11 protein-coding genes and 1 pseudogene are annotated in these 13,965 nt (G+C 59.9%); 6 read left to right on the top strand and 6 right to left on the bottom strand.

Annotated elements, in window-relative coordinates; translation table 11 throughout:
• Positions 1 to 106: 106 nt before the first annotated feature.
• Together H145_RS0106845 and H145_RS0106850 are read right to left on the bottom strand one after the other, a co-directional pair.
• The gene (locus H145_RS0106845) at positions 107 to 3,745 is read right to left on the bottom strand and encodes an ABC transporter permease/M1 family aminopeptidase (RefSeq protein WP_019947399.1); all 3,639 of its coding nucleotides are present in this window, start codon (positions 3,743 to 3,745) and stop codon (positions 107 to 109) included.
• Between the two features lie 153 nt (positions 3,746 to 3,898).
• Positions 3,899 to 4,792, bottom strand: a complete 894-nt coding sequence (locus tag H145_RS0106850; protein ID WP_019947400.1) for an ABC transporter ATP-binding protein — start codon at positions 4,790 to 4,792, stop codon at positions 3,899 to 3,901.
• Between the two features lie 236 nt (positions 4,793 to 5,028).
• Here H145_RS0106850 and aspS point away from each other — a divergent pair, with 236 nt between their 5' ends.
• From aspS to H145_RS0106880, 6 genes and pseudogenes are all read left to right on the top strand, one after another.
• Positions 5,029 to 6,795 carry an aspartate--tRNA ligase gene (gene aspS / locus H145_RS0106855; protein WP_019947401.1) on the top strand — a complete coding sequence of 589 codons (1,767 nt, stop codon included), beginning with the start codon at positions 5,029 to 5,031 and terminating at the stop codon, positions 6,793 to 6,795.
• 89 nt (positions 6,796 to 6,884) lie between these two features.
• The gene (locus H145_RS0106860; protein WP_019947402.1) at positions 6,885 to 7,088 is read left to right on the top strand and encodes a hypothetical protein; all 204 of its coding nucleotides are present in this window, start codon (positions 6,885 to 6,887) and stop codon (positions 7,086 to 7,088) included.
• Between the two features lies 1 nt (position 7,089).
• On the top strand, positions 7,090 to 7,554 hold the full coding sequence (locus H145_RS0106865; RefSeq protein ID WP_019947403.1) for a hypothetical protein: 465 nt from the start codon (positions 7,090 to 7,092) through the stop codon (positions 7,552 to 7,554).
• Between the two features lie 15 nt (positions 7,555 to 7,569).
• Positions 7,570 to 7,758: pseudogene (locus H145_RS25015) on the top strand (aspartate--tRNA ligase); the annotation flags it as partial.
• Positions 7,759 to 7,918: 160 nt separating this feature from the next.
• Positions 7,919 to 8,173 (top strand): autorepressor SdpR family transcription factor, encoded by a 255-nt coding sequence (locus H145_RS0106875; protein ID WP_019947404.1) that lies wholly within the window; start codon positions 7,919 to 7,921, stop codon positions 8,171 to 8,173.
• Between the two features lie 41 nt (positions 8,174 to 8,214).
• Positions 8,215 to 8,871, top strand: a complete 657-nt coding sequence (locus H145_RS0106880) for a hypothetical protein (RefSeq protein WP_205619300.1) — start codon at positions 8,215 to 8,217, stop codon at positions 8,869 to 8,871.
• Positions 8,872 to 9,131: 260 nt separating this feature from the next.
• Here H145_RS0106880 and H145_RS0106890 read toward each other — a convergent pair whose 3' ends face one another.
• From H145_RS0106890 to H145_RS24020, 4 genes are all read right to left on the bottom strand, one after another.
• Positions 9,132 to 10,238, bottom strand: a complete 1,107-nt coding sequence (locus tag H145_RS0106890) for a S41 family peptidase (RefSeq protein ID WP_019947407.1) — start codon at positions 10,236 to 10,238, stop codon at positions 9,132 to 9,134.
• Positions 10,239 to 10,440: 202 nt separating this feature from the next.
• On the bottom strand, positions 10,441 to 11,853 hold the full coding sequence (locus H145_RS0106895; RefSeq protein ID WP_019947408.1) for an NADH-quinone oxidoreductase subunit N: 1,413 nt from the start codon (positions 11,851 to 11,853) through the stop codon (positions 10,441 to 10,443).
• 105 nt (positions 11,854 to 11,958) lie between these two features.
• Positions 11,959 to 13,446, bottom strand: a complete 1,488-nt coding sequence (locus H145_RS0106900; protein ID WP_026351313.1) for a complex I subunit 4 family protein — start codon at positions 13,444 to 13,446, stop codon at positions 11,959 to 11,961.
• A gap of 50 nt (positions 13,447 to 13,496) precedes the next feature.
• Complete coding sequence (locus tag H145_RS24020) at positions 13,497 to 13,961, bottom strand: hypothetical protein (RefSeq protein ID WP_157541310.1); 465 nt, start codon at positions 13,959 to 13,961, stop codon at positions 13,497 to 13,499.
• Positions 13,962 to 13,965: the final 4 nt, after the last annotated feature.

Genomic DNA, 13,965 nt, shown 5'->3' on the forward strand with positions numbered 1-13,965 from the left:
AGGCCAAATTTTTAGCTGCAAGCCGCAAGCTACAGGCGGCGAGCTGACGTTCAACATCAGCTTGCCGCCTGTAGCTTGCGGCTTGTCGCTTGCAGCTAAAAAAACCTCACTTCTTCACCACCACCGTCTTCACGTTATCGTCCGGGGTGCGGTCGATGAGCAGGTTGTAGGGGTCGATGCCGGCTTTGGCGGGCTTGGATGGTACGACGACGCTCAGGCGGGTGGTGCCGGTGCGGAAACGGCGCTTCTGGCGGTACAAGGGTATATCCTGCCACTGGCCGTTGATTTTCTGCTGACCGAGTACGGCCACGTCAATCAGGTCGTTCATACGCTTAGCGGGCGTTTCGTTGCCGGCGCTGTCGGCGTATACCTTCTTCGCGCTCAGCACCATATCCACCCGGTAGCGGCCGTCGGGTAGCTTGGTGGCGCTTACCGAATCGGCCTTGTTCTCATAGAGCGTAATGCGCTCGAACATATCGGTAAGCAGGTACTGCAGCGAGTCGGGCGTGGCCTGGCGCAGGTCGCGCAGCAAATCGAGCGAAGTGGTGTAGGGCGGCTGCTGGAACTTCACTTCCTTCAGATACTGGCTCAGGGCTTGGTTCACCTTGTCTTCGCCGATATAGTTGGCCAGCGCGTACATCACCACCGAACCCTTGCGGTAGTGGATGTACTGCTGGTTTTCGACGCGGTAGAGCGGCTGCTCGGCAATGCGCTCGGTGGCGCGGCCCGTCAGGTAGGAGTCCAGCTCGTACTTGAGGAACTTGCGCATCCGCTCGGGGCCGTATTTCTGCTTCATCACCATCAGGGCCGAGTACTGCGAGAGGGTTTCCGAAAGCAGCGTGCCGCCCTGGGCCGCCGCCCCGATTACCTGATGGGCCCACCACTGGTGTGCCACTTCGTGGGCCGTCACGTAGTAGGGGTAGTCCACGTCTTTGGGGTCGGTGGTATCGACTTTAGCAATGAAACCGATGTTTTCGGAGAACGGAATGGTATTCGGAAACGCCTGGGCGAAGGCCGCGTAGCCCGGAAACTCCACGATGCGCAGCTGCCGGTGCTGGTAGGGTCCGAAGTTTTTGGTGTAGTAGCTCAGCGCATCCTGCACGCCGCGCACCATGCGGCCCAGGTTGTACTCGTGGCCCGGCTGGTAGTAAATCGTGATATCGACGCCCTGCCATTTGGCGTGGCGCTCGGCGTAGCGCGCCGACTGGAACGAGTAGAAATCCAGAATCGGGGCGTCCATGGCGTAGCGGAAGTAGCGGCGGCCGTTTTCGGTCCACTCCTTCTGCAGGTAGCCGGGGGCCAGGGCAAGCTGGTCGGGCACGGTGCTTACGGTGGCGGCAAAGCGCACCCAGTCGGCGTCGGAGGCAATGTAGGTATTGGCGCGGGCGGTGGTGTCTTCGAGGCGGGCCATGCGCAGCTTGGGCTTGAGGCCGAACTTTTTGCGGGCGCTGGGCTCGCTCAGCTCGGCGTTTTCGCTGTAGCCGATGTGGGGCAGGTTGCCGTTATTCACGAACGTGCCGTTGGCCACGAGGCTGGTGCGGCCGGTGCGCTGCTCGAAGCCGGGCGCATCATAATACAGGTCGAAGTCCAGGGCCAGCGAGTCGCCGGGGGCCAGCGGGCGGGGCAGGCGCTGCACGTAGAAACCCATGAGCGAGTCGGCCAGCACGGTGGCCGCGCCGCCTGCGCCGAGCTGCATTTTCCGAATCTTCACTTCCTCATTGGAAGGCATATTGAGCACCACCGTATCGAGGGGCTGAGCCGTTTTGTTGCGCAGCCAGTACTGGCCCCGCACGTGCGCCTCCTGCTTGGTGGGGTACAAATCCACGTTCACATCCACGGCCACGATGCGCGGTTGGGGCGTGCGGCGAAAGCGGCCATATTTCTGCTCGTAATCGACGGTAAGCTGCTGGCGGGCCTTGCTGCTGCGGAAGGTGTTGAGCACGTTGGTGTTGTAGAAAATCCAGCCGCCGACGGCCACGAAGCCCAGCAGGGCCACTACCAGCGCCGCCCGGGCCGGGCCCGAAAAGCGGCGGCCGGCCAGATGCCGGCGGGTGCGCCAGTCGGTTTCGGTGCCGCGCACCCACAGCAGGTTGGCCCCCACGGCCAGGGCCACGGCCAGCAGCGCCCAATACAGCTTAAACCACAGGAAAGGCCCCACGAAATGGCCGAAGCCGTTCATGTCGGAGTAGCTGATGCCCGGGTCGCCGCCGTAAATCAGCAGGTTGTGCTCCAGCCCCAGCTGGCTGGCAAACAAACTGAACACGTAGTAGAGCACCATCACGAAGTGGCCCAGGTATTTGTTGTTGACGACGACCTGCACCACCACGGCCAACACCACCAGCAGCCAGTAGTCGATGAGCTTCAGCCCGAACAGCCAGCGCAGGTACAGCCCGATTTCGAGGTGGGTGTAGCCGCTGGCAAGTTGGGTGATGATGCCGAACACCATCACCACGAGCAGCAGCACTACCGGCACCAGCAACAGGGCCGTGAGCTTGCTGGCAAACGGCACCCAGTTCGGTATCGGCAGCGCGTCGTGCAGCTGGTTGAGGCGGGCGTCGCGCTCCTTCCACACCAGCTCGCCGGCATAAAACGTAACAATAGCCAGCACGAACAGCGAGAACGAGCCCGACAGAATCTCAATCACCTGGGCCGTAATCGGGAAGGTCGTGGTGTCGTAAATCTTGCCAATCTGCAGCGCCGCCGCCAGCAGAAAGGCCAGTCCGGCCACCACAATGGCAATAAAGTAGGGGCTGCGCAGCACGTCGCGCAGGCTAAGCCAGGTCAGGCGCAGGTACTGGCTGAAATACTGGGCGAAGCCGAAGTGCTGGTCCACGACCGGCAATGCAACGGCCACTGGGGCCGGCGCCACCACGCCCAGCGCCCCCGCCGAAGCCGGCCGAATCCGGCGCGGGGCCGCGCTGCCCGTAGCGCCCTGCTCGAAGCGGAAGCGCAGGTAGCAGAAGCCCACCAGCAGCAGGCCCACGCCCATCCACAGCAGCCGGTTGAGCCCTATTAGCCCGGTAGGCCAGATGAGGCGCACGTTTTTCTCCACGGGCGTCCAGTATTTGGTCAGCAGCGAGTTGGCGCCGCTACCCAGCGGGTCGAGCAGGGAAGCCACGGTCTGGTTGTCGAGGTCGGAAAGCTGGCTTTGGGCGACGATGTAGAGCACCAGAAACACGATGCTGCCCACGTAGGTGCTCAGCGCCTGCCGCGTAAGGGTGGCCAGGGCAAAGAAAATGGCGCCCGTCAGCAGCACGTTGGGCAGCACATAGGTCAGGTAGGGAACCAGGTAGTAGCTCAGGTGAAACTCGCCCAGCCGGTCGGCCGGAATGCCCGGAAACAGCGCCCCAATGATTTGGCCCAGCGCAATGCCGCTCATCATGAGCACCGTCACGACCAGGGTTCCAAAAAACCGGCCGCCCAAATAGCCCCACTTGCTGATGGGCGAGGTGTAAAGCAGCGGGTGCATCTGCGAGTCGAAATCGCGCAATACCGCCGGCCCAAACATGGCCGACACCAGCAGAATGCCCGGCAGCAGCACCAGGGCATTGGTGAGGCTGTTGATGGTATACGGCGAATTCAGGTGCACCTTGCCCGTGCCCACCACCGCCGTCAGGCTCTCGAAGAAGCCGCCCGTCATGAGCGTAATCAGCAGCGACAACGCCAGCAGGATGCCGAAATAAATGTAGGTAGCCGGCCGCCGCAGCCGGTACCAGATTTCAAACTTGAATATCTGTAGAAACATTTTTTGAGAAGCTAGGAGCTGAGGAAGCTAGGAGTTAGAAGGGGGGGAGGGAAACCGCTTGTCATCCTGAGCGGAGCGAAGGACCTGTACAGAGGGTAATGTCAAATGCTAGCTTCTGTATAGGTCCTTCGCTCCGCTCAGGATGACAAATAATCACACCTCAACCTCCACCGTCTGCTCCGCCTGGGCGATGCGGGCGAAGTACACGTCTTCCAGCGTCGGTTCCACGGCGTCGTAGTCGGAGCCGGGCTGCTGGGGGGCCACCACGTGCACGATGGTGCGGCCCGCGAACAGACGGGTCGAAATTACCTGCTGCTCCTGCAGGAGGGCGGGCAGCTGCTCCTTGTCGACTTCGCGGCGCCACACCTGGCCGCGCAGCTCCTGCATCACCAGCAGCGGGTCGCCGGTCAGCAGTACCTGGCCTTTGTTGATGATGGCCATGTTGCGGCACAGGTCACTCACGTCGCCCACAATGTGGGTGCTCAGAATCACGATGATGTTCTCCCCGATTTCGGCCAGCAGGTTGTGGAAACGGTTGCGCTCGGCCGGGTCGAGGCCGGCGGTGGGCTCATCCACGATAATCAGGCGGGGGTTGCCCAGCAGGGCCTGCGCAATACCGAACCGCTGCTTCATGCCGCCCGAGTAGCCACCCAGGTTTTTCTTGCGCACTTCGTAGAGATTGGTGCGCTGGAGCAGGCCCGCCACCACTTCGCGCCGCTGCTTGCTGTCGGAGATGCCCTTGAGCACGGCGAAATGGTCGAGCAGCTGCTCGGCCGAAATCTTGGGGTACACGCCGAACTCCTGGGGCAGGTAGCCTAGTACCCGCCGCACGGCGTCCTTGTCTCTTAAAACATCTAAATCGCCCAGCATAATGCTGCCGCTGTCGGCTTCCTGCAAAGTGGCAATCGTGCGCATCAAACTAGATTTGCCGGCGCCGTTGGGGCCCAGTAACCCGAACATGCCGGTCGGGATGGTGAGGTTGACGTCGCGCAGGGCCTGGGTGCCGTTGGCGTAGGTTTTGGAGAGGTGCTCGATGCGTAATTCCATAGGGATAGGGGTTTTAACAAACATAGAAGTTTATGGATAAGCTGGCCTGGCTTTTCAACCAACCGGGCCATAGCGGCGGTTAACGGGCCGGGTAACTGGCGTTTCCCGCAGCGGTGCGCAGCGGGTTTCGCAGCGGTGCGCCGAGAACGACCTCCGCGCACCGCTGCGAAACCCTCGGCGCGCCTCTGCGGGAAACGACGTCTGCGAATCCAGTATCTTCGCCAAAAATTAGATTTATGCTCCGAACCCACACCTGCGGCGAACTACGCCCCGAACACATCGGCCAAACTGTTACGCTCTGCGGCTGGGTACAGCGCACCCGCGACAAAGGCGGCATTCTGTGGGTGGATCTGCGCGACCGGTACGGCATCACCCAGCTGGCTCTCGAAGAAGGCGTGGAAACGGCCGAGGTGCGCGAGCAGGCTCGCCAGTTGGGCCGCGAGTTCGTACTCTGCGTCACCGGCACCGTGGCCGAGCGCCATTCCAAAAACGACAAAATGCCCACCGGCGGCATTGAAATCCGGGTCGAGAGCCTCCAGGTGCTCAACCCCGCCAAGCTGCCGCCCTTCCTGATTGAGGACGACACCGACGGCGGCGACGACCTGCGCATGAAGTACCGTTACCTCGATTTGCGCCGCAACCCCGTCCGCCAGAACCTGATGCTGCGCCACCGCGTGGCTCAGGCCACCCGCCGCTTCCTCGACGGCCAGGACTTCATCGAAGTCGAAACGCCGGTGCTCATCAAGAGCACGCCCGAAGGCGCCCGCGACTTCGTGGTGCCCTCGCGCATGAACCCCGGCGAGTTCTACGCCCTGCCCCAGAGCCCCCAGACCTTCAAGCAGCTGCTCATGGTGTCGGGGTTTGATAGGTATTTCCAAATCGTGAAGTGCTTCCGCGATGAAGACCTGCGCGCCGACCGCCAGCCCGAATTCACCCAGATCGACTGCGAAATGTCGTTCGTGGAGCAGGAAGACATCCTGAGCACCTTCGAGGGGCTGGTCCGGTACCTGTTCCGGGAGGTGAAAGGGCTGGAAATCGGGACGCTGCCCCGCATGACCTACGCCGACGCCATGCGCTACTACGGCAACGACAAGCCCGACACGCGCTTCGAAATGAAGTTCGTGGAGCTAAACGACGTCGCCAAGGGCCACAACTTCCCGGTGTTCGAGGCCGCCGAGCTGGTGGTGGGCATCTGCGCCACCGGCGCCGCCAGCTACACCCGCAAGCAACTCGACGAGCTGACCGAATACGTAAAACGCCCCCAGATTGGCGCCACCGGCCTCGTGTACGCCCGAGTGGAGGCCGACGGCAACGTGAAGTCGTCGGTGGATAAGTTCTACGACCAGGAGGCGCTGCAGCAATGGAAAGCTGCCTTTGCTGCCCAGCCCGGCGACCTGCTGCTGCTGCTGGCCGGCCCGGCCGACAAAACCCGCAAGGCCCTCTCGGAGCTGCGCCTCGAAATGGGCCAGCGCCTCGGCCTGCGCGACAAGGACACGTTCTCGGCGCTGTGGGTGGTCGATTTCCCGTTGCTCGAGTACATCGAGGAAGAAGGCCGCTACTTCGCCATGCACCACCCCTTCACCTCGCCCAAGCCCGAGGATATGGCCCTGCTCGATAACCCCGACACCATCGGCCAGGTGCGGGCCAATGCCTACGACATGGTGATTAACGGCGTGGAAGTGGGCGGCGGCTCCATCCGCATCCACGACCGCGCCGTGCAGGCCCGCATGTTCAGCCTGCTCGGTTTTAGTGATGAAGAAGCCAAAGCCCAGTTCGGCTTCCTGCTCGACGCCTTCGAGTACGGCGCGCCCCCCCACGGTGGCATTGCCTTCGGTTTCGACCGCCTCTGCAGCCTCTTCGGCGGCGCCGACTCCATCCGCGACTTCATCGCCTTCCCCAAAAACAACTCCGGCCGCGACGTGATGATTGACTCGCCTTCGGAAATTTCAGAGGCGCAACTCAAGGAGTTGAGTATTAAAACGGACGTGGCGGCCGGGAAGTAAGCGGCGCTTCTTTTCTTGAATACCAACGGCGGCCTCTGAGGAATCAGGAGCCGCCGTTGTGTAGGGGCCTTCTCTCGTATATTCACGATATGTCTTTCCGCCTCGACCGCACCGCCTTCCACGCCGGCACTCACGAAGAAAACGCCCGCTACCACGCCCGGCAGCAGCCCGCTACAATGGCGGAGCGGCTGCGGGCGGCGGCTTACCTCAACAGCGTGGCTTATGGCTACGACCTCAACAACCCGCCCCGAATGGACCGTACGGCCTTTGCCACGCGCAAACACACTAATTGAAATGGGAAACCTATTCAACGTTGACTTTCAGGATTTCCTGCGGGCGTTGTGGGCCACTGAGGTGAAGTATGTATTGGTCGGAGGCTATTCGGTTATCCTGCACGGCTACAGCCGCACCACCGGCGACCTGGATATTTGGGTGGAGCGGTCAGCCGATAACTACGAGCGGTTGGTGCGGGCTTTCCAGCAGTTTGGAATGCCGACTTTCGACATGACGCGCCCTAACTTTCTGGACAACCCAGCAATGGATGTTTTCACGTTTGGCCGGCCGCCGGTGGCCATTGACATTATTACGGAGTTGAAAGGGCTAGCCTTCGAGGACGCCTACGCCGTCGCCTCCATTCGGGAAGTGGAGGATGTCACGGTGCGCCTGATTCAGTACCAGCAGTTGCTCGAAGCTAAAAAGGCCGCTGGCCGCCCGCGGGACTACAACGATATTGAAAACCTGCTGCGGCAAAAGGAATAACTGCATCTCCAGGCCCACTGCGGCACCGCCTTCGGCTTCGACCGCCTCTGCAGCCTCTTCGGTGGCGCCGACTTCATCCTTGACTTCATCGCCTTCCCCAAGAACAATTCGGGTAGAGATGTGATGATTGATTCGCCTTCGGAAATTTCGGACGCGCAGTTGAAAGAGCGGAGCATCAAAACGGACGTGGTGCCTGGGAAGTAAGCGGTGCTTCTTCGTCGGAATTATGACGGCGGCCTCTGAGGAATCAGGAGCCGCCGTTGGTATTTTATTCCAGATGAGTGCAGTACAGATTTTTTTAGTGGGGCTAGTTGCTTCCTGGAAAAGTAATTAGATATTTGCCTAACTACAGAATAGCCTATTCTTGAACGCCCTCTTCAAAGCCCTGAACGACCCCACCCGCCGCGCCATGCTGGAGCTGCTGCGGGAGCAGCCGCGCACGGCCGGCGAAATAGCCGAGCACTTTGCCTTCTCCAAGCCCACCATCAGCCACCACCTCGATTTGCTTCGCCAGGCCGACCTCGTGACCAGCGACAAGCAAGGCCAGTTCATCACCTACACGCTTAATATGACCGTGCTGGACGAGGTGCTGGGCTGGCTGCTCCAATTCAAATCCTGATTTTTCTATCTCATCCGCTATAATTCTCTGCCATGACGGTTATGCTGAAGCCGCTACTGACTACTCGCCAGAAAATCCTGCTGCTGCTATGGCTGCTGGTGCCCGCGTTTTATCTGGCCTACTGGGCCATCGTGCTGCCCGCCGGGCCTACCGGGCGTGGGCGCCTGCCCGTATGGATGCTGATGTACGTACCACTTGCTGCCTGGCAGGTACTGAACGATTTCAAACGCATGCGACGAAATAAGCCTGGCTTTGTGCGCCTCATTCATAACCGTAACTATCATAAGCTGGCACTGATAGGAACTGGTTTTATGAACGCTGTATACTGTTATTTTATCTACTCCAGCACGCATCCTGACACGACTGATACAAGCCGTTGGATGCCGGCTTACGGAGGGCTGTTCATCCTGCTGATGGGCAACTACCTGCTTCCCCTGAGCCGCCGGGAGTACATGGAGTCGGAACTGACGTTCAACACGCCCTTTATGCGCCGCTACGGCGACCTGTTGGTGCGGGCCTATCGGCTGGTAGCCCGGCTGCTGGTAGTTGGCGGAGCCGTGGCAATGGTTGGCGCTGCGTGGCTGCCGATAAATACGGCACTGAGCGTAGCTGCCGGAACCCCCGTCGCGGCTGGAATAGTGGCTTTCAGCGTATTCTGGGTTTGGGTAGCCCGGCGGCGTTGGCTGGCTGTCGGCTGAGACATCAGGATTCCGCATCTGCTAAATCGTAACCAGCCCTTAATTCAGCCCAATCAGCAGGAGCTTAGCGGAGCTTTCTATCACCGCCGCAACGGAGTCGAGCACCAGCGGATTCAGCGCCGGGCAGCCCTCGCTCTGGATAGGGCGCTGTCCGGTAGGCCAGGCGTCGACACCGGCCCACGAGTGCAGCACGACGGCGCATCATTTGCCCTGTAAGCTGAGCCCTTACTTAAAAGGAAGGGGAACCTACACCGTAGCAATCAGTGGCTGATTTTCTGCCGCGCCACTTCCAGCGCTTTTTTAAGCACCGGGTCGTGGCCCTGGCTCAGATCGGCAGCGGTGTTCTCCATCCTTATATCCGGCTGCACGCCCACATCTTCCAGCTGCTGGCCGGTGGGCGTAGTGTAGCGCTGGTTTGAAAGCGTGATGTCGAGACCGTTGGGCAGGTGTACGCTGTGCATATCGGAAAGCATGCCCTTGGTGGCGGTGCCTACCAGCGTCACTTCAGGGCGTTGGGCCAGGGAAATCGTCAGGTCTTCGGCCGCGCTGGCAGTCTGGTCGGAGGTGAGCACTACCAGCGGGCCGAGGAAGCGCGGGCCGCGCAAGGGAGTTACGTAGTAAGGCTGGAGCTCAGAGAATTGGTCGTAGCCGCCGGGCTGGCGCAGGGCTTTGTAGTTGGCCAGGTAGCGCTCTGCGGCAAAGTGGCCCGCCAGCTCGTAGCCGCTGTGGCCGCCGCCGTTGTCGCGTAGGTCCAGCATTAGTACCTGGCAGCCGGCCAGCGGCTTCAGGGCCTGCGCAAATAGCTTCTCCAGCTTCCGCTGGTCGGCCTGCTCCTGCGCCTCGGTACCGATGGCGCCGGTAATATCGGCGAAGTTACGGCTGAGGTGGAGGTAGCCAACGGCGCCGTTGCGGCTGGAGTAAATTACCTGCTTGCCCTTGAAAGTTGGCCCCGTGCCCTTTATCGGCCCGAAGCCCGCCTGCCGCAGGTCAGCATAGGCCACCCGCCAGAAATCGGGCTGGATAGTTTTGAAAGCCTGTTTAAATGCGTTGCGCCGGCTTTCACCCTTGTAGATAACGGCTTCGCCCCGCGAAATGGTGATGTGCCCGTCGTGTAAGGGCTGCACCATTTGCTCAAACAACAACACCAACGAGTCTGGATGCGTTTGGGCGGTTACCTGGGGGCGTGATACGCGGTAGGTAGAATCCCAATCCACCTTTTTCAGCGGGAAGAAAGCGTAGTTGTCGCGGAAGGCTTGCCAGAATTGCTCAAAGCTTTCCTCGGGCAAGCTAAGCGGCGCCGACGTTTGGGCTGCCCCCGCCAGCGAGAAGCTTAGCAGGGCAGCAGTCAGCGTAACGATGAGTTTCATTGGCAACTAATGTAAGGATTGCAAGCAGGCACGAGGGCCGGGGATTGTACCTTATTTTTTATTTTCTGCCCGATAAGGTACGCGCTTGTACCCTATTTCTGATTTTCTCGCGGATAAGGTACACTAACCCGCAAACAAAACACCCCTGCCAGGCGGCAGGGGTGTTAGGAATTCAGGTAGAAATGCGCAGCAACGAATTCGCTTACAGCACGCCGGCAATCAGGCCCGGTAGCACACCCAGCAGCACCGTTAGCAAGGCCAGCACCAGCAGCGCGCCCGACTGGAAGGTGGTTACCGGCACGGGCACGGCCGAATCCGCGTCGTCGGCGTCGCGCATGTACATCGCGATGATGGGGCGCAGATAGTAGTAGATGCTCACCATCGACATCACCACGGCGAAAACCACGAGGCCGATGTAGCCGTTTTCGACGGCCGACATAAAGACGAAGAACTTGCCGAAGAAGCCGCCGGTGAGCGGAATGCCGGCCAAACTCAGCATGGAAAGCGTGAGGCAGAAGGCCAGCAGCGGGTTGGTTTTGGCCAGGCCGTTGAAGCCGGCGTAATCTTCGCGGTGGCGGGCATCGGCTACCAGCTTCAGCACGGCAAAAGCAGTTACGGTAGCTACCGAGTAGGCGAGCATGTAAAACATGATGCCGTTGGCCGTGGCCCCTTCGAGCGCGCCGTTGAACGCTACCAGCGCGATGAGCAGGTAGCCGGCGTGCGAGATGCTGGAGTAGGCCAGCATGCGCTTCACGCTGGTCTGGGCTACGGCGCCCACGTTGCCCACCAGCAGCGTAAGCACGCACATGGCCGTGAGCGTGGGCAGCCACACACCCTGGGCCGACGCGGCCGGGAAAGCCTGCACCAGCAGCTTCAGCCAGGCCGCGAAACCGGCCACCTTTACCACGGTGCTCATGAAAGCGGTGAAGAAGGTGGGCGTACCCTCGTACACGTCGGGCGTCCAGAAGTGGAACGGCGCGGCGCCGACCTTGAAGGCCATGCCCAGCAGCATCAGCAGCATGCCGATGTAGAGCATGGGCCGCAGGGAGGCATTGACGGGGTTCTGGGCCGCGAAGCTGATGCTGCTCAGCTCGAACGTGCCGGTGGCGCCGTACACCAGGGCCATGCCGAACAGCAGGATGCCGGTGAAGAAGGCGCCCATCAGGAAATACTTCAGCGCCGCCTCGTTCGAGCGCATGTTGCGCTTATCGGAGCCCGCCAGCACGTACATGGCCACGCTCAGGATTTCAATGCCCAGAAACAGCATCAGCAGGTGGTTGTAGCTCACCAGCATGATGGCGCCCACCATCGAAAACAGCAGCAGCGAGTAGTATTCGGCCAGGTTGGCCTCGCCGTCGAGCACGTACTTCTGCGAGAAGGGCACGAGTACCAGCGCCGTGAGCAGCACGATGCCGGTAAAGGCCACCGAGAAGTTGTCGATGGTGAGCATGCCGCTGAAGAACGACTGCGGGCCCTGGTTCCAGTCGAGGAAGTTCACCGTCAGCACCAGGCCCAGGATGAGCATCATCACGGGCAGCAGCAGCCGGTTGGAGCGGCGGAAACCCAGAAACAGGTTGCCCAGGCCCAGCGCAGAAAGCAGAATAATTGAATTCATGTCGTCTCAATGTAGCGCGAACTTTGTAGTTCGCGCGGCTGCCGGTTCGGTCGTGCGGCTAATATGCTAAAGGCGCGGGGACGCGAACTACAAAGTTCGCGCTACTTACCGTTTTGCTACCTCGCCCAAAATCCCCAGCACGCTGCCTTCCGACAGGTGCAGGAACATGTTGGGGAACAGGCCCAGCAGGAATACGAGCAGAATAAGCGGCACCAGCACGGCCAGCTCAGCGCCGGTCAGGTCGGTGAAGGTGGCCGAGTGGGTGGAATCGGGGCCGAGCATCACGCGCTGGAACATGCGCAGCAGATAGACCGAGCTGAGGATGATGGTGAGGCCCGCTACCGCGCCCAGCCAGGCGTTGTACTGGTACACGCCGGCCAGCAGCAGGAATTCACCCACGAAGCCGTTGGTGAGCGGCAGCGCCACCGTGCCCAGCAGCAGCACCAGGAAGCACACCGTGAGGACCGGCGCCTGGCGGGTGAGGCCGCCCAAGTCGGCGATGTTGCGGGTGCCGGTGCGGCGCTCAATGGCGTCGGCAATGAAGAACAGGCCCACTACGTTGATGCCGTGGGCGAGCATCTGGATGCTGGCGCCCTGCATGCCGAGCTGGGTGAGCGAGAAGACGCCGGCAATCATCAGGCCCACGTGCGAGAGCGAGGAGTAGGCGATGAGCCGCTTCATGTCGGGCTGGCGGATGGCGATGATGGCGCCGTAGAGGATGCCGATGATGGCCAGAATGAGAACCAGGTTCTGCCAGTAGTCAACGCCCAGGGGCACGACGGGCAGCAGCCAGCGCATGCAGCCGTAGATGCCCATTTTCAGCATGATGCCGGCCAGCAGCATGGTAGCCGGGGCGGGGGCGTCGGTGTAGGTGTCGGGCTGCCAGGTGTGGAAGGGGAAGATGGGCATCTTCACGGCGAAGGCCGCGAAAATCAGCCAGAACACCCACAGCTGGGTTTCGGCGGGCAGGTTGAGGTTGTAGAAGGCGCTGAGCGAGGCGTTGTGGGCCGAGAGGCCGTCGACCGTGGGGCCGGTCTGGAAGTACAGGTACACGAAGCCGGCCAGCATGAACAGCGAGCCGATGATGGTGTAGAGGAAGAACTTGAAGGTGATGCGTGCCCGCTCGGCCCCGCCCCACACGCCGGCCAGGAAGTAAATCGGAATCAGGGCCACCTCCCACATGAAGTAGAACAAAAAGGCATCCTGGGCCGTGAACACGCCAATCAGGCCGGTTTGCATGAACAGCACCAGCGCATAAAACACCGACTCGTTGGCGAAGTTGCGGCGGAAAGCGGCCAGCAGAATGATGGGCACGAGCAGCGTAGTGAGCAGCACCAGCAGCAGGCTGAGCCCATCCATACCCACATGGAAGTTGATGCCGGCCGAGGCAATCCAACTAAAATTGAACTCGAACTTGGGGCTGATATCACCACCGCGGGCAAGGTTGGCCCCGGAGAAACCGGCGGCGTACAGCGCCAGCGCAAATTCGAGAAGAGCCGCGCCCAGCGCCGCCACCCGCGCCGCCTTCCCCTTGAAGAAGTGCAGCAGCAGGGCGGCCGTCACGGGCCAGAGTAGAAGAAGGACAGTCAGCATGCTTTACTGTGAGAGTGCGGTTTTAGGCGTTATGGCTTTTTAATATAAATTCAACTAGATAAATGCTTTGCATTTTTGTATGCTCTCAATACAGCCCCTTGAGCTGCAGTTTTTAAAAAATCTAATTTATACTCACTTACTAACACCCATGATTGACCAGATGCATAAGATTTTTTATGCATGAAATTTCCTATTAAAACCTCCTTAATCAACTCTTGAAGATTAGATTCTTGGTTGTTTGAGATGTTGTCGAAATGTTCTACTAAATAATTTCTCACAGAACTCTTTCTATGTGGTAATAATAGATAGTAACGTTTAAGATAATCTTCTAAGGTCATAAAGAAGACATCTTTGAATGATATTTCACTTTTAGAATTTACTTCATTGGATGAAAAGAGTATATAAAATTTTAAAGCTCTTTTATCAAAACCATCATTGATTATAGTAAGCTGCTTAAATATAAAAACAAAAGATATTACGGCTAATATGGATGCAGTTACTTCTAAATCACTCATAACA

The organism is Hymenobacter aerophilus DSM 13606 (genome assembly GCF_000382225.1).
In the GTDB taxonomy this organism is placed as follows: Bacteria; Bacteroidota; Bacteroidia; order Cytophagales; family Hymenobacteraceae; genus Hymenobacter; species Hymenobacter aerophilus.